Origin of the sequence: Streptomyces sp. NPDC001502 (genome assembly GCF_042894785.1) — a bacterium.
In the GTDB taxonomy this organism is placed as follows: domain Bacteria; phylum Actinomycetota; class Actinomycetes; order Streptomycetales; family Streptomycetaceae; genus Streptomyces; species Streptomyces kutzneri.
In genome coordinates, this window is the sequence record NZ_JBIAVW010000032.1 from 1 (window position 1) to 19,181 (window position 19,181).

Annotated in this window: 16 protein-coding genes; 8 read left to right on the forward strand and 8 right to left on the reverse strand. The window is 72.0% G+C overall.

Annotated features, from left to right (window positions below; all coding sequences use genetic code 11):
- The first annotated feature begins 134 nt into the window (after nt 1-134).
- A complete protein-coding gene (locus ACFY0D_RS36325; protein WP_390802175.1) occupies nt 135-440 on the forward strand; it encodes a hypothetical protein in 306 nt (101 codons plus the stop codon).
- Nucleotides 441-451: 11 nt separating this feature from the next.
- On the opposite strand, the gene ACFY0D_RS36330 is transcribed toward ACFY0D_RS36325, so the two are convergent.
- From ACFY0D_RS36330 to ACFY0D_RS36350, 5 genes are read right to left on the reverse strand one after another with little or no spacing between them, the layout of a single operon-like run.
- A complete protein-coding gene (locus ACFY0D_RS36330; protein ID WP_390802176.1) occupies nt 452-1,762 on the reverse strand; it encodes a DUF58 domain-containing protein in 1,311 nt (436 codons plus the stop codon).
- On the reverse strand, nt 1,762-2,748 hold the full coding sequence (locus tag ACFY0D_RS36335; RefSeq protein WP_390802177.1) for an AAA family ATPase: 987 nt from the start codon (nt 2,746-2,748) through the stop codon (nt 1,762-1,764). Before ACFY0D_RS36335 ends, ACFY0D_RS36330 begins: the two co-directional genes overlap by 1 nt.
- Nucleotides 2,745-4,031 carry a DUF4350 domain-containing protein gene (locus tag ACFY0D_RS36340; RefSeq protein ID WP_390802178.1) on the reverse strand — a complete coding sequence of 429 codons (1,287 nt, stop codon included), beginning with the start codon at nt 4,029-4,031 and terminating at the stop codon, nt 2,745-2,747. Before ACFY0D_RS36340 ends, ACFY0D_RS36335 begins: the two co-directional genes overlap by 4 nt.
- The gene (locus ACFY0D_RS36345) at nt 4,028-4,708 is read right to left on the reverse strand and encodes a DUF4129 domain-containing protein (RefSeq protein ID WP_390802179.1); all 681 of its coding nucleotides are present in this window, start codon (nt 4,706-4,708) and stop codon (nt 4,028-4,030) included. The genes ACFY0D_RS36340 and ACFY0D_RS36345 overlap by 4 nt, the downstream gene beginning before the upstream one ends.
- A gap of 7 nt (nt 4,709-4,715) precedes the next feature.
- Nucleotides 4,716-5,960 carry a hypothetical protein gene (locus tag ACFY0D_RS36350; protein ID WP_390802180.1) on the reverse strand — a complete coding sequence of 415 codons (1,245 nt, stop codon included), beginning with the start codon at nt 5,958-5,960 and terminating at the stop codon, nt 4,716-4,718.
- Nucleotides 5,961-6,273: 313 nt separating this feature from the next.
- On the opposite strand from ACFY0D_RS36350, the gene mtrA reads away from it, so the two are divergent.
- The 6 genes from mtrA (at nt 6,274) to ACFY0D_RS36380 (ending at nt 13,593) form a co-directional block, all read left to right on the forward strand.
- A complete protein-coding gene (gene mtrA, locus ACFY0D_RS36355) occupies nt 6,274-6,963 on the forward strand; it encodes a two-component system response regulator MtrA (RefSeq protein ID WP_189747360.1) in 690 nt (229 codons plus the stop codon).
- Nucleotides 6,964-6,985: 22 nt separating this feature from the next.
- Nucleotides 6,986-8,929 carry an MtrAB system histidine kinase MtrB gene (mtrB, locus tag ACFY0D_RS36360; RefSeq protein WP_390802229.1) on the forward strand — a complete coding sequence of 648 codons (1,944 nt, stop codon included), beginning with the start codon at nt 6,986-6,988 and terminating at the stop codon, nt 8,927-8,929.
- Nucleotides 8,919-10,796, forward strand: coding sequence for an LpqB family beta-propeller domain-containing protein (locus tag ACFY0D_RS36365; protein WP_390802181.1), 1,878 nt, complete (start codon nt 8,919-8,921; stop codon nt 10,794-10,796). The genes mtrB and ACFY0D_RS36365 overlap by 11 nt, the downstream gene beginning before the upstream one ends.
- A 64-nt stretch (nt 10,797-10,860) precedes the next feature.
- Nucleotides 10,861-11,607: a ComF family protein gene (locus ACFY0D_RS36370; protein ID WP_390802182.1), complete on the forward strand. Its 747-nt coding sequence runs from the start codon at nt 10,861-10,863 to the stop codon at nt 11,605-11,607.
- 326 nt (nt 11,608-11,933) lie between these two features.
- The gene (hpf, locus tag ACFY0D_RS36375) at nt 11,934-12,629 is read left to right on the forward strand and encodes a ribosome hibernation-promoting factor, HPF/YfiA family (protein ID WP_390802230.1); all 696 of its coding nucleotides are present in this window, start codon (nt 11,934-11,936) and stop codon (nt 12,627-12,629) included.
- A gap of 220 nt (nt 12,630-12,849) precedes the next feature.
- The gene (locus ACFY0D_RS36380) at nt 12,850-13,593 is read left to right on the forward strand and encodes a response regulator (protein ID WP_390802183.1); all 744 of its coding nucleotides are present in this window, start codon (nt 12,850-12,852) and stop codon (nt 13,591-13,593) included.
- Between the two features lie 40 nt (nt 13,594-13,633).
- On the opposite strand, the gene ACFY0D_RS36385 is transcribed toward ACFY0D_RS36380, so the two are convergent.
- From ACFY0D_RS36385 to ACFY0D_RS36395, 3 genes are read right to left on the reverse strand one after another with little or no spacing between them, the layout of a single operon-like run.
- A complete protein-coding gene (locus tag ACFY0D_RS36385; RefSeq protein WP_390802184.1) occupies nt 13,634-14,806 on the reverse strand; it encodes a winged helix-turn-helix domain-containing protein in 1,173 nt (390 codons plus the stop codon).
- Nucleotides 14,807-14,815: 9 nt separating this feature from the next.
- Entirely contained in the window at nt 14,816-15,397 is a 582-nt protein-coding gene (locus ACFY0D_RS36390) for a GNAT family N-acetyltransferase (RefSeq protein WP_390802185.1), read from the reverse strand.
- Nucleotides 15,398-15,418: 21 nt separating this feature from the next.
- Nucleotides 15,419-16,003, reverse strand: coding sequence for a GNAT family N-acetyltransferase (locus tag ACFY0D_RS36395; RefSeq protein WP_390802186.1), 585 nt, complete (start codon nt 16,001-16,003; stop codon nt 15,419-15,421).
- Nucleotides 16,004-16,243: 240 nt separating this feature from the next.
- Between ACFY0D_RS36395 and secA the strand changes: the two genes are divergently transcribed.
- On the forward strand, nt 16,244-19,042 hold the full coding sequence (secA, locus tag ACFY0D_RS36400; RefSeq protein WP_390802187.1) for a preprotein translocase subunit SecA: 2,799 nt from the start codon (nt 16,244-16,246) through the stop codon (nt 19,040-19,042).
- Nucleotides 19,043-19,181: the final 139 nt, after the last annotated feature.

The window sequence follows — 19,181 nt, forward strand, 5'->3', positions numbered from 1 at the left end:
GGGGACCCTGTGGGAGAGTAGGACGCCGCCGAACAATCATTGTGGGAAAGCCCCGCACCAGCCCTTACGGGTTCGGTGCGGGGCTTTTCTGCGTTTACCCCACGGCTATGTTTACGTGGGCGTATACCTGAAGCATGTCTGATGCCATGATCCGTGTGCCGGCCGAGGTGAGAGATCGCCTGGCCGTCATCGCTGAGTCCCGCGGGACGTCCATCCGGTCTCTCGTGCAGGAGTTTGCCGAGACGACGCTGACCGCAGAGGAGCGGCGGGAGCGGGCGGCTCTGGCACAGATGTGCCGTGACGGAGTGCCGGCCGGTGTCGCAGCCGCCGTCCATGCCGCACGTCACCTTCCCGAGTGGGGTTCGCAGGCACTGGTTGCCACGGTCGAGCCGAAGGCCTACGAGGGGCAGGGAGTGGGCGTCTTCGATCTGAACCGCTGAGCCTTCGCTCCTCAGAGGCGACCGGCGGCCTTCAGGGCGAGGTAGGCGTCCGCCAGGGACGGGGCCAGGGTGTCCGGGGTGGCGTCGACGACGTGGACGCCGTGGCGGGTGAGCTGGTCGGCCGTGCGGCGGCGCTGGGACTGGGTCTGGGTGCCGGCGGCGGCCTCGTAGACGGCGTCCACCGTGCCCCGTGAATTTGTCATGGCTGCGACATGAGGGTCGGCGACCGAAGCCAGCAGGACCGTGTGGCGCTGCGTGAGGCGGGGGAGCACCGGGAGCAGGCCCTCTTCGATCGGGGCCGCGTCCAGGCTGGTCAGGAGGACCACCAGGGACCGGCGCGGGGCGTTGCGGAGGATGGTGGAGACCAGGGTCCTGGCGTCCGTCTCGACGAGCTCCGGTTCCAGCGTGGCCATCGCGTTGACGAACGACGGGAGGGTGTCGGCCGCCGAGCGGCCCTGGACCTGGGCGCGGGGTCGGCGGTCGTGGGCCAGGAGGTCCACGCGGTCGCCGGCGCGGGTGGCCAGGGCGGCGAGGAGCAGGGCCGCGTCCATCGCGGAGTCCAGGCGGGGGGCGTCGCCGACGCGGCCCGCCGAGGTGCGGCCGGTGTCCAGGCAGATGAGGATGTGCCGGTCGCGTTCGGGGCGCCAGGTGCGGACGGCCACCTTGTTCTGGCGGGCCGTGGCGCGCCAGTCGATGGAGCGGGTGTCGTCGCCGGGGACGTAGTCGCGGAGGCTGTCGAACTCGGTGCCCTCGCCGCGGGTCAGGACGCTCGTGCGGCCGTCCAGTTCGCGCAGGCGGGCCAGCCGGGAGGGCAGGTGCTTGCGGCTGGTGAAGGGCGGCAGGACCCGGACGGTCCAGGGGGACACCTGGGAGCCCTGGCGGGCCCACAGGCCCAGCGGGCCGTAGGAGCGGATCGTGACGCGGTCGGCCTGGCGGTCGCCGCGGCGGGTGGGCAGCAGCCGGGTGGTCAGCCGGCGGCGTTCGCCCGCGGGGACGACCACCTCGTGGCGGGACGCGGCGGTCTCGGTGCCCGGGAGCCAGCTGCTCGGGGGCCAGGCGTCGCGGACGCGGGCTCGGAGCTTGCGGCTGCCGGGGTTGGTGACGGTGAGGTGGACCTCCGCCGGTTCGCCGAGGCGGACCGAGGTGTCTCCGGAGCGGGCCAGCACGAGGCCGCGTACGGGCGCCGCCAGGGCGCAGTCGAGCGCACAGGCCAGGGCGATCGGGCCGTTGACCGCGAGCATGCCGGTCCAGCTCGGTTCGAGGAGGCCGACCGGGATGCTGCCGAGGGCCGCCAGCAGGGCGGCGCGTCCGGTGAGGGCCATCAGCGCGGTACGGGGACGTGGGAGAGGATCGCCGTGATGACGGCGTCGGCCGTGACTCCCTCCATCTCCGCTTCCGGGCGCAGCTGGACGCGGTGGCGCAGGGTCGGCAGGGCGAGGGCCTTGACGTCGTCGGGGGTGACGTAGTCGCGGCCGGTGAGCCAGGCCCAGGCGCGGGCGGTGGCCAGCAGGGCGGTCGCGCCGCGGGGGGAGACGCCGAGGGTGAGGGACGGCGATTCGCGGGTGGCGCGGCAGACGTCGACGACGTAGCCGGCGATCTCGGGGGAGACGGCGACCTTGGCGACGGCCTGGCGGGCGGCTTCGAGCTGGGCCGGGCCGGCGACCGGGCGGATGCCCGCGGCGTGCAGGTCGCGGGGGTTGAATCCGGCGGCGTGGCGGGTCAGGACCCCGATCTCGTCCTCGCGGGAGGGGAGGGGGACGGTGAGCTTGAGGAGGAAGCGGTCGAGCTGGGCTTCCGGGAGGGGGTAAGTGCCCTCGTACTCGACCGGGTTCATGGTGGCGGCGACGAGGAAGGGGTCGGGCAGCTTCCGCGGGGTGCCGTCGACGGTGACCTGGCGCTCCTCCATCGCTTCGAGGAGCGAGGACTGGGTCTTGGGCGGGGTGCGGTTGATCTCGTCCGCGAGGAGGAGGTTGGTGAAGACCGGGCCGTCCTGGAAGGAGAACTCGGCGGTGCGGGCGTCGTAGACGAGCGAGCCGGTGACATCGCTCGGCATCAGGTCCGGGGTGAACTGGACGCGCTTGGTGTCGAGTTCGAGGGAGGCGGCCAGGGCCCGTACGAGGAGGGTCTTGGCGACGCCGGGGACGCCTTCGAGGAGGACGTGGCCGCGGCACAGGAGCGCGACGACGAGTCCGGTGACGGCGGAGTCCTGACCGACCACGGCCTTGCCGATCTCGGTGCGGAGCGCTTCGAGGGAAGCGCGGGCGCTGTCCGCGGTCACTGGCGTGGACTCGGTGGCCGGGTACGTCATGACGTACGGACCTCTCTTTCGAGGGCGTCGAGGTGGTCGGCGAGCGCGACGAGTGCCGCGTCGTCGGAGGGGGTGGTGCCGAAGAGGAGGGCGGCCACGTCCCGGGGCTCGCCGGTGAGGCGGGCGGAGACGGCCGGGGCCAGTGCCGCCGGGTCGTGGGCGTGGGTGTGCGGTACGCCGACCAGTGCGGCGAGGCGTTCGCGGGTGGCGGCGCGCAGCACGGTGGCGGCGCGGTCGCGGGCGTCGGCCTTGCGGTAGAGGCGGGCGCGGCCCTCGGTGGCCTCGGAGGCGCGGATGGCGACGGGGAGCTTCTCGGTGACGAGGGGGCCCAGGCGCCGGGCGCGCCAGAGGGCGGCGAGGGCGGCTGCGACGAAGAGCTGGAGCAGGGCCCAGGACCAGCCGGCCGGGATGAGGTCGAGGAGGCTCTTGTCCTCGCCGGAGGGCGCGGTGTCGGGGTCGGAGTCCGCGAGGGACGGCAGGTACCAGACGAGGTCCGGGCGGGAGCCGAGGAGTTGGAGGGCGAGGGACGCGTTGCCCTCGTCGGCGAGGGACTCGTTGAGGAGGATCGTCTCGGAGCCGAGGACGACGGTGTCGCCGCCGGTGGGGCCGGTGGGGAGGACGAGGAGGGTGGGGTCGCCGCCGCTGGGGTAGCAGGCGGTGGCCCCGGGGAGGGTGGTGGTGTAGCGGAGGCCGCCGCCGGTGTCGGCGCGGCCGGCCGAGGTGGCGGCGGGCAGGGTGCAGCCGGGGTCGGGGCGGTCCGTGTCGGCGTCGCCCGCGGTGTGCACGCCGGGGGAGAGGTCGGTGAGGCTGTGGCTGCTGGGGGCGAGGAGGACGGTGCGGCCGCCGGAGAGGTCGATGGCCGAGCGGATGACGCCGCGCTGGGTGGCGCCGAGCCGGTCGGGGTCGGTGACCAGGAGGGTGGTGCGGGGTCCGGCGGCGTCGGCGGCCTCGCGGGCGGTGGTGACGACGCGGGTGGTGACGCCGCGTTCCTTCAGGAGCTCGGCGACGGCGCGGCTGCCGAAGGGGTCGGTGGTGCGGGGGTCGAGGTAGCCGTGGCGGGTGCCGGAGTTGAGGGCGGCCATGGCGATGGCGCCGGCGGCGAGGACGGCCACGGCGGTGAGGGCGCGGCGGATCTGGCGCAGGCGCCGGGTGCGCGAGTCGCCGGCTGCGGCGGGTGCGGCGGGTGCGGGGTGGCCGGGGGTGCTGTCCCCGGACTCCCGTGCATCGAGCGTCGGCGGGGCCGGAGTTGCCGTCGGCGGGGCCGGATCGGTCGGGCCGGTCATGCGGTGGGTCCCGTCAGCAGCGGCTTTGCGCGGTCCAGGGTGAGGTCGAGGGCGCGCAGGCGGGCGTACGTGTCGGCGTCGGCGGTGCGGCCGCCGTAGGTGACGTCGTCGAAGGTACGGGCGGCGGCGCGGAGTTCCGCGGCGTGGTCGGGGAGGGAGACCGCGGCTTCGGCGGCGGCCTCGTCGGCGGTGCGTCCGGGGCGCGGGTCGAGCAGGGTGCGCTCCTCCAGGGAGCGGACGACGGCGCGCATGCGTTCCTGGACGGCTTCGGTCCAGCGGCCGGCGGCGGCGTGGGCGTCGGCGGCGGTGCGGTGGTCGGCGGCGCTGCGGGTGCCGTCGGGGAAGAGGACACCGGCGCCGGCGGTGATCCGGCCGGGGGCGCCGAGGCGCCACCAGAGGGCGCCGACGGCGAGGATCACGAGGAGGAGGATCACGAGGAGGCCGAAGCCGCCTCCGGGGGTCGCCCCGGAGGCGGCGCCGAGCATGTCGTCGAGCCAGTCGAAGAACTTGCGCAGGGCGCGGTCGAACAGGCTCGGGTCGTTCTCGTGGTACATCGGCTTGGACAGTTCGCGCTCGGCCGCTTCCCTGGCGGGTTCGCGCGGTGTCGTCACCGGTGGTGTCTCGGCGCTCGGCAGGAGCGCCGTGGCGCGGGTGATGAGGCCCCCCGTACTCATCATCTGTGCGTCAGCCTCCGGTCGTGCCGTAGTTCTCGAGGCCGGCGGCCCGGGCGAGCTCCAGGTCGAGGCCCTCGCGGCGGATGCGCTGGTCGACGTAGAGGAGCACGGTGACGCCGGACTGGAACGGCATGACGATGGTCTGCGCGATGATCAGGCCGATCGCGGGGGCGATCAGTGCGCCCCAGCTGGTCATGCCGCTGCCTTCCGCCATGGCGTCGAGGCCGCCGCTGAAGGCGAAGAGGCTGATGATCTGGAACGGGGCCACGATCATCCCCGAGATGAAGAACGCGATGACGGTGGTGAGCAGCGTGATGCCGAAGATGCGCCACCAGGTGTCCTTGACGAGCTTCGAGGAGCGCGCGAAGGCCTTGAGGACGGTGCTCTTCTCCAGCATCAGGGCGGGCGAGGCCAGGGTGAACTTGATGCCCAGCCAGACCAGGATCGGCAGCCACACGGCGAAGCCGAGGACGGCGAGGCCGACGGATTCGGTGAGGACGCCCGGCAGGATGAGTACGGCGCCGAGCAGGATGGCGCCGAGGGCCAGCAGCAGGGTGAGCCCTATCAGGCGCAGCAGCTGGGGGCGGGCCTCGCGCCAGGCGTCGGAGACCGAGGACTGCTGGCCGAGCACGGCACGGCTGAAGACCATCGTGAGCATCGCGGTGACCACGATGGTCCCGAGGATCTGGATGAGCTGGACCACCGCGGACGCGGCGAAGGTGCTGCCGAGCGAGTCGAAGATCTCCTCGGGGCCGGCGTTCGGGTCCGTGGCGAAGGCGAGGTCGTCCAGCATGAACTTCTGGACGATCACGCTGATCACCTGGACGACGGTGGCCACGACGAGGGTGATCGGCAGTACCGCGCGCCAGTGGGTGCGCATGGTGGCGACCGCGCCGTCGAGGATCTCGCCGAGGCCCAGGGGCCGCAGGGGGATCACTCCGGGCTTGGCGGCGGCGGGCTGGCCCCACTGGCCGGGGCCGCCCGGGTAGCCGGACTGGGGGCCGTACTGGCCCGTCTGAGGGGTGCCTGGCTGCTGGCCCCAGCCCGTGGTGGGCTGCGGCTGTGCCTGCGGGGCCTCGGGCGGCGTGGTGCCCGGGCTCGACCACTGACCGGGCGGTGGCTGCTCGGCGGACCACTTCGGGTCGTCGGCGGGCGGTGTGGGCGGGGCGGGCTGTTGCGCGCCGCTTTCGGTGCCCGGCCGCTCGCCGTCGGACGGAGAGGATCCGGGCGTAGCCCAGCCCGGAGAGTCGTTCATCGTCACTCCTTCATGTGCGCCTGCCGCGGCGGGGCGCTGGTCGCTGCCATCGTGCCACGTGGGGGGCCCGAACGGAGTAGGGGGTGGGCGGCGGATCGGGTGCGGTGGCGGGGTGGAAAGGGTCGGTCCGGGGCGATCCCGACCGGTCGGGCGGTCCCGGGCGGTGCTGCGGGGTCTTGGATGCCCGTACCTTCAATAGTCGCCCCGTTCGGGGGCAGACTGGTGGAGCTGATCTCGACGCAGGTCCGAGGGGCGATTTCCAGCCCTTTTGGCTGTGGGACAGCTCACCGCCGGGTAACGATTAGCTAATGGGATGATGTCAACCATGAAGGGACGCGTCCTTGTCGTCGACGACGACACCGCGCTGGCCGAGATGCTCGGCATTGTGCTGCGTGGAGAAGGTTTTGAGCCGTCGTTCGTAGCGGACGGTGACAAGGCACTTGCTGCCTTCCGGGAGGCGAAGCCGGACCTGGTGCTGCTCGACCTCATGCTGCCCGGGAGGGACGGCATAGAGGTCTGCCGCCTGATCCGGGCCGAGTCCGGCGTGCCGATCGTCATGCTCACCGCGAAGAGCGACACGGTCGATGTCGTCGTGGGTCTGGAGTCCGGGGCCGACGACTACATCGTGAAGCCGTTCAAGCCGAAGGAGCTGGTGGCCCGTATCCGGGCCCGTCTGCGCCGCTCGGAGGAGCCCGCGCCCGAGCAGCTGGCCATCGGTGACCTGGTCATCGACGTGGCCGGGCACTCGGTCAAGCGGGACGGTGCCTCGATCGCGTTGACCCCGCTCGAGTTCGACCTGCTGGTCGCGCTCGCGCGCAAGCCCTGGCAGGTGTTCACCCGTGAGGTGCTGCTGGAGCAGGTCTGGGGCTACCGGCACGCGGCGGACACCCGCCTGGTCAACGTGCATGTGCAGCGTCTGCGCTCCAAGGTCGAGAAGGATCCGGAGCGCCCCGAGATCGTCGTGACGGTGCGTGGTGTCGGCTACAAGGCCGGACCCAGCTGACGTGCAGTCCGGTACGTCCGGCATGTCCGGCAGGGCCCGGGGCGGCTTCCGCCCGTGGAAGCTGCGCCTCGGCCGGCTGTTCCGGGACCGGGCGTCGAGCAGCCGCGTACTGCGGCTGTTCGTACGCCTGGCGCGGCGGCCGCTGCTTCCGGCTGTCCGGTTGTGGCGGCGCAACATCCAGCTCCGCGTGGTCGCCGCCACCCTGCTGATCTCGCTCGCCGTGGTCCTCGCCCTGGGGTTCGTCGTCATCGCCCAGGTCAGCAGGGGTCTCCTGGAGGCCAAGGAGGAGGCGGCGCAGAGCCAGGCCGCGGGCGGGTTCGCCGTCGCGCAGGAGAAGGCCAACGCCCCGGCCGCGGTGGACGGGCCCGACGCCACCGACAACAAGGTCGGCCGGGACGCCAGTACGTGGATGAACTCCCTGGTCAAGCAGTTGGCCAGTGGCGGCCAGACGGCCTTCGAGGTCGTCGCGCTGGGAGCGGGCACGGGCGATGAGGCGCTGCCCGGGACGCAGGGCGTCAAGGGCGCCCGGGCCTCCGGAAACGTGGACCCGGCCGCCAGTGTCCCGCTGCCGCTGCGCCGGGCCGTCAACCGCGCCACCGGCGCCTTCAAGACCTTCTCCGAGATCCGGTACACCAGCGGGGACGGGGCGAAGGAGCCCGAGCCGGCGCTGGTCATCGGCAAGCGGCTCTCGGACATCAACGGCGACCCGTACGACCTGTACTACCTCTTCCCGCTCACGCAGGAGGAGGAGTCCCTCAACCTGATCAAGGTCACCATCGTGACCGCGGGCCTGTTCGTCGTCGTCCTGCTCTGTGGCATCGCCTGGCTGGTCGTACGCCAGGTGGTGACCCCGGTCCGGATGGCCGCAGGCATCGCCGAGCGGCTGTCGGCCGGGCGGCTGCAGGAGCGGATGAAGGTCACCGGTGAGGACGACATCGCGCGCCTCGGCGAGGCCTTCAACAAGATGGCGCAGAACCTCCAGAACAAGATCCAGCAGCTGGAGGAGCTGTCCCGGATGCAGCGCCGCTTCGTCTCGGACGTCTCGCACGAGCTGCGTACCCCGCTGACGACGGTCCGGATGGCCGCCGACGTCATCCATGACGCCCGGGTCGACTTCGACCCGATCACCGCGCGCTCCGCCGAGCTGCTCGCCGGGCAGCTCGACCGGTTCGAGTCGCTCCTCGCCGACCTGCTGGAGATCAGCCGCTTCGACGCCGGGGCCGCGGCCCTGGAGGCCGAGCCCATCGACCTGCGTGACGTCGTCCGCCGGGTCATCGACGGCGCCGAGCCGCTCGCCGAGCACAAGGGCACCCGGATCCGGGTCCTGGGCGACACCCAGCCGGTCATCGCCGAGGCCGACGCCCGGCGGGTGGAGCGGGTGCTGCGCAATCTGGTCGTCAACGCCGTGGAGCACGGTGAGGGCCGTGACGTGGTGGTCCGGCTGGCGTCCGCGGGCGGGGCCGTCGCCGTCGCCGTACGGGACTACGGGGTCGGGCTGAAGCCCGGCGAGGCCACCCGCGTGTTCAACCGCTTCTGGCGGGCCGACCCGGCGCGGGCGCGCACGACCGGCGGGACCGGCCTCGGCCTGTCCATCGCCGTCGAGGACGCCCGGCTGCACGGAGGCTGGCTGCAGGCCTGGGGCGAGCCGGGCGGCGGCTCGCAGTTCCGTCTGACGCTGCCGCGCACGGCCGACGAGCCGCTGCGGGGCTCGCCCATCCCGCTGGAGCCCGAGGACTCCCGGGCCAACCGCGCCAACCGGGCCAGGGCCGCCGCCGAGGCCGCAGGCGGAGCGGCGGAGCGTGCGCCCGCCGACGCGGGCGACCGCTCGTCGATACCGCCGCGCTCGCCCGTCGCCGGAGCGATGCCGGTGCCCGCCGACCCGACGGCCCTGCCGGGGAACGGGGCCCGGGTCGTGGCCCGCCCGGCCGAGCAGGCACAACAGGAGGACCGAGCCGATGGACGCTGAGCCCTTGGACGCGCGGGCGGGGCGTGCGCGGGTGCGGCGCCGGCGGCTGCGTGCCGTACGGGCGTACGCCTTCGGGGCGGCCGGGCTGCTGCTCGCCGGGTGTGCCTCCATGCCGGACAGCGGTGACATCCGCCCGGTGCAGGCCTCGCAGGGCGTGGACTCGCAGGTGCGGGTGTTCGGCGTACCGCCCGCGGACAAGGCCAGCCCGGCGGAGATCGTCGACGGCTTCCTGGAGGCGATGACCAGCGACGACCCGCAGCTGGAGACGGCCCGCAAGTACCTCACCGAGGCCGCCGCGAAGAACTGGAAGCCCGGCTCGGCCGTCACCGTGCTCTCCTCCGGGCTCAACCGGGTTCCGAACCGTGGCGAGAAGGACCCGGACGGGCCCCGCTGGAAGGTGACCGGCAAGAAGCTCGCGACCGTCGACGAGCACAGCGCGTACCAGCCGCAGACCGGGGCCAGGGAGTACGAGGAGTTCCTCCAGCTCGTCCAGAACGAGGACAAGCAGTGGCGGATCTCGACCCCGCCGAGCGGGCTCGTGCTCAGCGAGTCGGACTTCCAGCGCATCTACATGCCGGTCAACAAGTACTACTTCGCGGGTGGCACGCTCGTCGCCGATCCCGTCTACGTGCGCCAGCGCACCGACCCGGACTCGCGGATGGACCCGACCACGCAGACCGTGCAGTCGCTGCTGGCGGGGCCGTCCCGGTGGCTCGCCCCGGTCGTGGAGTCCAGCTTCCCCACCGGTACGGAACTGAGCCCGGGCACCAAGTCCCTTTCGTACGACGGGCAGAACACGCTGCGCGTGCCGCTCAACGAGAAGGCCGAGAACGTCGCGCAGCCGCAGTGCAAGAAGATGGCCACCCAACTCCTGTACACGGTCAAGGATCTGACGGGTTCCCGGCTCGACCAGGTCGAACTGGTGCGGGCGGGCGGCAAGTCGACCTCGCTGTGTTCGGTGAGCGAGGTGAGCGCGGCCGCGATCGCGGGCCGGCCCAAGATTCCCGAGTTCCAGTACTTCGTCGACAACGAGAAGCGGCTGGTCCGGATGAAGCTGGACACGAGCAGCGAGGACCAGCAGGCCAAGCCCGAACCGGTGCCGGGGCCGCTGGCCACCCCGCCCGGGTTCAAGGTCAGGTCGGCGGCGGTCTCGCACGACGAGCGGCGCGCGGCCGTGGTCTCCGAGGACGAGCACGCGCTGCACGTCGTGGCGCTGGTCGGGAGCGGGGCGATGCCGCAGCCGTTGCCGATCGGCAAGGGCGGCAAGGCGCCGATGCTGACCGCGCCGAGCTGGGACGCTTCGGGTGATCTGTGGGTCGCGGACCGCGATCCGCAGTCCCCGGGGCTGTGGCGGGTGCCCGGTGGTGCCGGAACGCCGGAGAAGGTGCAGGTGGCGGGGCTCGACGGCCGGAAGATCGCTTCGCTGAAGGCGTCCGCCGACGGGGCGCGGATCGCGCTGCTGGTGGAGCAGCCCGACGGCGGCAAGGTCCTCTACGTCGGGCGGATCGAGCGGCCCGACGGCAAGAGCGACTCCTCGGCGGTGTCGGTGCGCGAGCTGCGTCCGGCGGCCCCGCAGATGGTCGATGTGACGGCGATGAGCTGGGCGCCGCGCGGGCGGCTGCTCGTGGTGGGCCGGGAGAACGGCGGCGTGCAGCAGGCCCGCTACATGCTGGCCGACGGTTCGATGGTCGCGGCGAGTCTGCCCGGGGCCACCGGGCTCTCGGAGGTGGCGGTCGCGGCCACGGAGGACGAGGCGAAGCCGAAGCCGGTGGTCGCGTACTCGGAGGACGGGATCGTGTGGCTGCCGCCGGGGGCGCAGTGGCGCACGGTGGCGGCGGGCGGCCGGTCTCCGGTGTACCCGGGCTGACCTGCCCGCGCGCGGGTCGTCCACAGGGGTCGCGTGCGGTGGCTCCGCCCGTCAGTGTGGAGTCATGCGTGGGTGGTGGCAGGAGCTCGCCGGGCTGGTCCTGCCGGTCGACTGCGCCGGCTGCGGGGCGGTCCGGGTGCTGGTGTGCGCCGGGTGCCGCGATGCGCTGAGCGGGGCCGGGGAGGGGCCGGTGCGGCCGTCTCCGCGGCCTGCGGGGCTGCCGGTGGTACGGGCCGCCGCCGTCTACGAGGGGGCCGTACGGAGCCTCCTGCTGGCGCACAAGGAGCGCGGGGCGCTGCCGCTGACCGGGGTGCTCGGTGCTGCCCTGGCGGCGGCCGTCCTGGCGGGCGGTTCCGGTGGCGCGGGCGGTTTCGGCGGTGCGGGGGACGTGGTGCTGGTCCCGGTCCCGTCGGCGCGGCGGCAGGTACGGGCGCGCGGGCACGATCCGGCGCGCAGGATCGCCCTCGCGGCCGCGGGGCGGCTGCGGCGGGCCGGTGTTCCCGCGCGCGTGGCGCCCGTACTGGGGCTGCGGCGGGCGGTGGCGGACCAGGCGGGGCTGGGGGCCCGGCAGCGCCGGGAGAACCTCACGGGGGCGCTGGCGGTACGCCGGGGCGGGCGCCGGCTGACGGCCGGGGCGGCCAAGATCGTGCTCGTGGACGACCTGATCACCACGGGGGCGACGCTGGCGGAGGCGGCCCGGGCGGTGCGCGCCGCGGGGCTGGTGGCGGGCCCGGGGGCGGTGCTGGGGGCGGCGGTGGTGGCCGCGTCGGCGGACTCCTTCAGGCGGATCGAACGCCTGCCACGCGTTTGAGCAACTCGGACAGAACAAAAATCTTGTGAATAGATTTGGAACTGGCGGGGAAGGCCCATCGTTGCAGGTAGTAAGAGGGAACAGCCACCTGACTGGAAGTACATTCCGGTAGCGGGTGCCGACAACCGCCATAGAGGGATATGTTCGGTTGTAAGGAACTCAGGAGGCTGTCTCTCGACTCCGAAGTCGGTGGGGTGTTGATCTTGCCGATGGGGGAGGAGGAGGTGAAAGTCGCCAAGTCCGAGGCTCCGGCCTTCACCGGAGTCTGGTGCGAAAGGGAGACGCTTCGCCCCGTCGGGCGGAGCTATCCGGGAACGGAGTTCTGCGTGGACATCGTCGTCAAGGGCCGCAAGACCGAGGTGCCCGAGCGGTTCCGCAAGCACGTGGCCGAGAAGCTGAATCCGGAGCGGATCCAGAAGCTCGACGCCAAGGTGATCAGCTTGGACGTCGAGGTGTCCAAGGAGCACAACCCGCGCCAGGCCGACCGTTCCGACCGCGTGGAGATCACCCTGCGTTCGCGGGGCCCGGTGATCCGTGCCGAGGCCGCCGCTGCCGACGCGTACGCGGCGCTGGACCTCGCTCAGGACAAGCTGGAGGCCCGGCTGCGCAAGCAGCACGACAAGCGTTACACCCGCCGTGGCAACGGCCGGCTCTCGGCGGCGGAGGTCGCCGACGTGGTGCCGGGCGTCGCGTCGCTGAACGGCAGTGGTCAGCCGGTGTCGGAGGAGAAGACGGACGGGGTGCCGATCACCCGGATCGGATCCCTGGAGGTGCAGGGCGAAGGCCCGCTCATCGTCCGCGAGAAGACCCACTCGGCCGCACCCATGTCGCTCGACCAGGCCCTGTACGAGATGGAACTGGTCGGCCACGACTTCTATCTGTTCGTCGACTCCGAGACGAAGTTGCCCAGTGTCGTCTACCGCCGTCACGCCTATGACTACGGTGTCATCCACGTGAACCCCGACGGTGCCTCCAGCTCGGAGGGGCCGCGGGGCGGCGCCGGTGGCGCGCTCGGCGGCTGAGCCGAGGCCGAGGCCGGGCACATCTGTTCATCGCCCCCGCGCAGGCGCTCCGGCGCCTGTGCGGGGGCACATGCATGACGGGTGCGCGACGGGTATGCGCCAGGTGGCTCACTTTTCGCCCCCGGGCCGCGGTGCGGGCATGGAATCATGGCGTGCAGTCAACCGGCTGCGGTGTGTGTCCGGTTGGCCCAGCAGCTGAGCACATGCAGGGGGAGGAACGATGGCGGACAGCTTCGGGCCGGTGCGCGGGGACGGCGGCGTCGCGGGCTGCCGCGGGACGCAACCGTCGCAGGAGACCGCCCGGGAGCCCATCAGGGTGCTCGTGGTCGACGACCACGCGCTCTTCCGGCGGGGACTGGAGATCGTCCTTGCGCAGGAGGAGGACATCCAGGTCGTGGGCGAGGCCGGGGACGGGGCGGAGGCCGTGGACAAGGCGGCCGACCTGCTTCCGGACATCGTGCTGATGGACGTGCGGATGCCCCGGCGCGGCGGGATCGAGGCGTGCACCTCGATCAAGGAGGTGGCCCCCTCCGCGAAGATCATCATGCTGACGATCAGCGACGAGGAGGCGGACCTCTACGACGCGATCAAGGCGGGCGCGACCGGGTACCTCCTGAAGGAGATCTCGACGGACGAGGTGGCCACGGCGATCCGGGCGGTGGCGGACGGCCAGTCGCAGATCAGCCCGTCGATGGCGTCGAAGCTGCTCACCGAGTTCAAGTCGATGATCCAGCGGACCGACGAGCGGCGGCTGGTCCCCGCGCCGCGGCTGACGGACCGGGAGCTGGAGGTCCTGAAACTGGTGGCCACCGGTATGAACAACCGTGACATCGCCAAGCAGTTGTTCATTTCCGAGAACACCGTGAAGAACCACGTCCGCAACATCCTGGAGAAACTGCAGCTGCACTCCAGGATGGAGGCCGTGGTCTACGCGATGCGGGAAAAGATCCTCGAAATCCGCTAGTGCCCAGCGCCCAGCGCCCAGGTCCTGGGGGGCTCGCCCCCTAGAGCGCGGCCAGTTCCGCGGTGACGGCCGCCGCTTCGGCGGGCGAGCTCGCGCGCTCGACGCGCACGTCCTCGCAGCCGACCCATTCCGCCGCCTCCCGCAGGGCCCGCGCCATCGGGCCCGCGGCCTTCGGGGAGGTCAGCGAGAGCTGCCGGGCGACCAGCGTGCGGCCCTCGCGGGCCGGGTCGACGCGGCCCTGGAGCCGGCCGCCCGCCAGCAGCGGCATCGCGAAGTACCCGTGTATCCGCTTCGGCTTGGGCACGTACGCCTCCAGGCGGTGCGTGAAACCGAAGATCCGCTCCGTCCGGGGACGGTCCCAGACCAGGGAGTCGAAGGGCGAGAGCAGCGTCGTGCGGTGGCGGCCCCGGGGGGCCTCCGCGAGAGCCGCCGGGTCCGCCCAGGCCGGCTTGGACCAGCCCTCCACCTCGACCGGTACCAGCCCGGAGTCCGCGACCACCGCGTCGAACTCCCCGCCCTTGAGGCGGTGGTAGTCCGCGATGTCGGCGCGGGTGCCGACGCCCAGGGACCGGCCCGCCAGGGCGACCAGGCGGCGTACGCACTCGCGGTCGTCCAGGTCGTCGTGGAGCAGCGCGTCGGGAACGGCCCGCTCGGGGAGGTCGTAGACCCGCTTCCAGCCGCGGCGCTCGCTGCACACCACCTCGCCGGTGTCCAGCAGCCACTCCACCGCGATCTTGGTCTCGGACCACTCGAACCACTCGCCGCCGTTCTTGGCGCCTCCCAGCTCGGTGGAGGTCAGCGGGCCGTCCGCCTTCAGCCGGTCCAGGACCGCCCGCGTCGAGTGCTGCTTGTCCTGGAGGATGTGCCAGCGGTGGCCGCGCGCCCGGTTGGCCCGGCGGCGGAACGCGAAATGCGGCCATTCCTCGATCGGCAGGATGCAGGCGGCGTGCGACCAGTACTCGAAGGCGTGCCGGTCCGACCAGTACGCCTGCTCCACGGTGTCCCTGCCCACCGCGCCCAGGCGCGCGTACGGGATCAGCTCGTGCGAGCGGGCCAGGACCGAGATGGTGTCCAGCTGCACGGCGCCCAGGTGGCGCAGGACACCGCGGACCCCGCCGCGCCGGTCGGGTGCGCCGAGGAAGCCCTGCGCGCGCAGGGCGATGCGCCGGGCGTCGTCGGCGGACAGGGAGAGCGAAGCGGTGCCCGAAGTCATCCCCGAAGCCTAGGTCGTGCCACTGACAGCGGGCACGTACGGCAGTCGCGAGGGCAGGCCCAGGTCGGACGGGAGCAAGGAGCCGACCCAGCAGTCCAGCAGCGCGCCGCCGTGCTCCATGCCGGCTCTCTGGACGCCCTCGACGAGAAAGCCCGTGCGTTCGGCGACGGCGCGGGAGCCGTCGTTGCCCACCCCGGCCCGCCAGACCAGCCGTACGACGCCCGCTTCGGTGAACGCCCAGCGGGCCGCGGCCCGCAGGGCTTCGGCCATGTAGCCGCGGCCCCGGTGCCCGGCGACGGTCCAGTAGCCGATCTCGTGGGTGTGCGACCCCGTCCGGTGCACGGCGAGCGTGGCGACCAGCGGGCCGTCGGCCCCGAGCCGTACCGCGAAGTTGTACGCGGTGTCCTCGCGCCACCCGGCCGGGACCGTTTCCGTCACGTACGTCCGCGCGTGGGCGGGCTCGTACGGGACCGGCACCGATATCCAGCGCTGGATGCCGGGGTCCTGGCAGGCGGCGTACACCTCGGCCGCGTCCTCGGGGGTGTGCGGGCCAAGGACGAGGCGGTCGGTGGTCAGCGTGATCGGCTCCATGATCAGGATTGTGCCGACCGGCTACTTCGCGGGTGCCGGCAGGTAGGGCAGTCGCGCGGGCAGGCCCAGGTCGGAGGGGAGCAGGGCGCCGACCCAGCAGTCGCGGGAGGTGCCGCGCTGCTCGATGCCGGCCCGCAGGACTCCCTCGACCCGGAAGCCGGCCTTCTCGGCCACGGCGCGGGAGCCCGCGTTGCCCACCTCGGCGCGCCATTCCAGCCGTGTGGCGCCCAGCTCGGTGAAGGCCCAGCGGGCGACGGCCAGGACCGCCTCGGTCATGTAGCCCCGGCCGCGGTGCTCCTTGGCCGCCCAGTAGCCGACCTCGTGGCTCGCGAGGTCCCCGGTGCCGCGGACGTGCACGCCGACGGACGCGACCAGGGGGCCCTTCGCCCCCAGGCGTACGGCGAAGGGCATGGCCGTGCCGTCGCGCCAGCCGTTCGGCGCGATCTCGTTCACGAAGGCGTGCGCGTCCGCGTGCGTGTAGGGGGAGGGGACTGTCGTCCAGCGCTGGATGTCGGGGTCCTGCGCCGCGGCGTAGACCTCGGTCTCGTCCGCCGGGACGAAAGGCCGCAGTACCAATCGGTCCGTACTGAGTGTCGTTGGCTCCATGAACGAATTCTGCTGCGGCGCCGGTATCCGCGGCGAACAATTTTCGGTGATCCCTCCGGGCTGTGCGGCACCTTCGGTGTCCCCCGTACGTTCTCAATCCGGGCACCCGTGCCCTCACGGGAACGGCGGACCTCCCGACGCGGCCACGTCCTCGCTTACGATGGCCGTTGCGGTGGGGCCCACCTGCCGTGCCCGTGTACGTACAGTGCCCAGGCCCGACCGGCAAGGAGACAAACCTCGGTGTCCGTCTTCAACAAGCTCATGCGTGCAGGCGAAGGCAAGATCCTGCGCAAACTGCACCGCATCGCGGACCAGGTCAACTCCATCGAAGAGGACTTCGTCAACCTCTCCGACGCCGAGTTGCGTGCGCTCACGGACGAGTACAAGCAGCGTTTCCAGGACGGCGAGAGCCTGGACGACCTGCTGCCCGAGGCCTTCGCGACCGTACGCGAGGCCGCGAAGCGCGTCCTCGGCCAGCGGCACTACGACGTCCAGATCATGGGTGGCGCGGCGCTGCACCTCGGCTACGTGGCCGAGATGAAGACCGGTGAGGGCAAGACCCTCGTCGGCACGCTGCCCGCGTACCTGAACGCGCTGTCCGACAAGGGCGTCCACCTGATCACGGTGAACGACTACCTCGCCGAGCGTGACTCCGAGCTGATGGGCCGGGTGCACAAGTTCCTCGGCCTGGAGGTCGGCTGCATCCTGGCGAACATGTCGCCCGCGCAGCGCCGCGAGCAGTACAACTGCGACATCACCTACGGCACGAACAACGAGTTCGGCTTCGACTACCTGCGCGACAACATGGCGTGGTCCCAGGACGAGCTCGTCCAGCGCGGCCACAACTTCGCCGTGGTCGACGAGGTCGACTCGATCCTCGTCGACGAGGCCCGTACCCCGCTGATCATCTCCGGTCCCGCCGACCAGGCCACGAAGTGGTACGGCGACTTCGCGAAGCTGGTGACCCGCCTGACCAAGGGCGAGGCCGGCCAGCCGCTGAAGGGCATCGAGGAGACCGGCGACTACGAGGTCGACGAGAAGAAGCGCACCGTCGCCATCCACGAGTCCGGTGTCGCCAAGGTCGAGGACTGGCTCGGCATCGAGAACCTCTACGAGTCGGTGAACACCCCGCTCGTCGGTTACCTCAACAACGCGATCAAGGCCAAGGAACTCTTCAAGAACGACAAGGACTACGTCGTCATCGACGGCGAAGTCATGATCGTCGACGAGCACACCGGCCGTATCCTCGCCGGCCGCCGCTACAACGAGGGCATGCACCAGGCGATCGAGGCGAAGGAAGGGGTGGACATCAAGGACGAGAACCAGACCCTTGCCACGATCACCCTGCAGAACTTCTTCCGCCTCTACTCGAAGCTGTCCGGCATGACCGGTACGGCCATGACCGAGGCCGCCGAGTTCCACCAGATCTACAAGCTCGGTGTCGTCCCGATCCCGACCAACCGCGACATGGTCCGCAAGGACCAGCCGGACCTGATCTACCGGACCGAGGTCGCGAAGTTCGCCGCCGTCGTCGACGACATCGCGGAGAAGCACGAGAAGGGCCAGCCGATCCTCGTCGGCACGACGTCGGTCGAGAAGTCCGAGTACCTCTCCCAGCAGCTCTCCAAGCGCGGCATCCCGCACGAGGTGCTCAACGCCAAGCAGCACGACCGTGAGGCGACGATCGTCGCCCAGGCCGGCCGCCGGGGCGCGGTCACGGTCGCCACGAACATGGCCGGCCGCGGTACCGACATCAAGCTCGGCGGCAACCCGGACGACCTCGCCGAGGCCGAGCTGCGCCAGCAGGGCCTGGACCCGGAGGAGCACATCGAGGAGTGGGCGCACGCCCTTCCCTCGGCGCTCACCCGGGCCGAGGCCGCGGTGAAGGCGGAGTTCGAGGAGGTCAAGGAGCTCGGCGGGCTGTACGTGCTGGGCACCGAGCGTCACGAGTCGCGCCGTATCGACAACCAGCTGCGCGGCCGCTCCGGCCGACAGGGCGACCCGGGCGAGTCCCGTTTCTACCTGTCGCTGGGCGACGACCTGATGCGCCTGTTCAAGGCGCAGATGGTCGAGCGCGTCATGGCGATGGCGAACGTCCCCGACGACGTGCCGATCGAGAACAAGATGGTGACGCGCGCGATCGCGTCGGCCCAGTCGCAGGTGGAGACCCAGAACTTCGAGACGCGCAAGAACGTCCTGAAGTACGACGAGGTCCTCAACAACCAGCGTGAGGTCATCTACGGCGAGCGCCGCCGCGTCCTGGAGGGCGAGGACCTGCAGGAGCAGGTGCGCCACATGATGGACGACACCATCGACGCGTACATCGCGGCCGAGACGGTCGAGGGCTTCGCCGAGGAGTGGGACCTGGAGCGCCTGTGGGGCGCCTTCCGGCAGCTCTACCCGGTGAAGGTCACCATCGAGGAGCTGGAGGAGGCCGCGGGCGACCGCGCGGGCATCACCGCCGAGTTCATCGCCGAGTCCGTCAAGGACGACATCCACGAGCAGTACGAGACGCGCGAGAAGACGCTCGGCTCCGAGATCATGCGCGAGCTGGAGCGGCGCGTGGTCCTGTCGGTGCTCGACCGCAAGTGGCGTGAGCACCTGTACGAGATGGACTACCTGCAGGAGGGCATCGGCCTGCGGGCCATGGCCCAGAAGGACCCGCTGGTCGAGTACCAGCGCGAGGGCTTCGACATGTTCAACGCCATGCAGGAAGGCATCAAGGAGGAGTCCGTCGGCTACCTGTTCAACCTGGAGGTCCAGGTCGAGCAGCAGGTCGAGGAGCTTCCGGTGCAGGACGCGGCGCCGTCCCTGACGAAGGAGCCGGCGGGGGCGCGTCCGGAGATCCGGGCGAAGGGGCTGGACGCTCCGCAGCGGCCGGACCGGCTGCACTTCTCCGCTCCGACGGTGGACGGGGAGGGCGGTGTCATCGAGGGCGACTTCGACAGTGACGCTGCCGGTGGTGAGGGTGACGGGATGACGCGGGCGGAGCGGCGCAAGGCGCAGAAGGCCGCGGGCGGGCGTCGCCGGAAGAAGTAACCCTCCGCCGGGTCGCGCGTGAGGCATCGGCCGGGGCCGGACACCCGGGGGGGTGCCGCCCCCGCCGCGGGGGGGCGGGGGCGGCGCCGCGGGGGGGGGGGCCCCCCCCCCCCACCCCGCGGGCCCCCCCCCCCCCGGG

Coding starts and splice junctions, on each gene's coding strand:
- ACFY0D_RS36380 (WP_390802183.1), top strand. CDS start 12,850: ATGGCGGACAGCTTCGGGCCGGTGCGCGGGGACGGCGGCGTCGCGGGC.
- ACFY0D_RS36365 (WP_390802181.1), top strand. CDS start 8,919: ATGGACGCTGAGCCCTTGGACGCGCGGGCGGGGCGTGCGCGGGTGCGG.
- ACFY0D_RS36325 (WP_390802175.1), top strand. CDS start 135: ATGTCTGATGCCATGATCCGTGTGCCGGCCGAGGTGAGAGATCGCCTG.
- ACFY0D_RS36335 (WP_390802177.1), bottom strand. CDS start 2,748: ATGACGTACCCGGCCACCGAGTCCACGCCAGTGACCGCGGACAGCGCC.
- ACFY0D_RS36345 (WP_390802179.1), bottom strand. CDS start 4,708: ATGATGAGTACGGGGGGCCTCATCACCCGCGCCACGGCGCTCCTGCCG.
- mtrA (WP_189747360.1), top strand. CDS start 6,274: ATGATGTCAACCATGAAGGGACGCGTCCTTGTCGTCGACGACGACACC.
- ACFY0D_RS36330 (WP_390802176.1), bottom strand. CDS start 1,762: ATGGCCCTCACCGGACGCGCCGCCCTGCTGGCGGCCCTCGGCAGCATC.
- ACFY0D_RS36370 (WP_390802182.1), top strand. CDS start 10,861: ATGCGTGGGTGGTGGCAGGAGCTCGCCGGGCTGGTCCTGCCGGTCGAC.
- ACFY0D_RS36340 (WP_390802178.1), bottom strand. CDS start 4,031: ATGACCGGCCCGACCGATCCGGCCCCGCCGACGGCAACTCCGGCCCCG.
- ACFY0D_RS36390 (WP_390802185.1), bottom strand. CDS start 15,397: ATGGAGCCGATCACGCTGACCACCGACCGCCTCGTCCTTGGCCCGCAC.
- mtrB (WP_390802229.1), top strand. CDS start 6,986: ATGTCCGGCAGGGCCCGGGGCGGCTTCCGCCCGTGGAAGCTGCGCCTC.
- ACFY0D_RS36350 (WP_390802180.1), bottom strand. CDS start 5,960: ATGAACGACTCTCCGGGCTGGGCTACGCCCGGATCCTCTCCGTCCGAC.
- ACFY0D_RS36385 (WP_390802184.1), bottom strand. CDS start 14,806: ATGACTTCGGGCACCGCTTCGCTCTCCCTGTCCGCCGACGACGCCCGG.
- ACFY0D_RS36395 (WP_390802186.1), bottom strand. CDS start 16,003: ATGGAGCCAACGACACTCAGTACGGACCGATTGGTACTGCGGCCTTTC.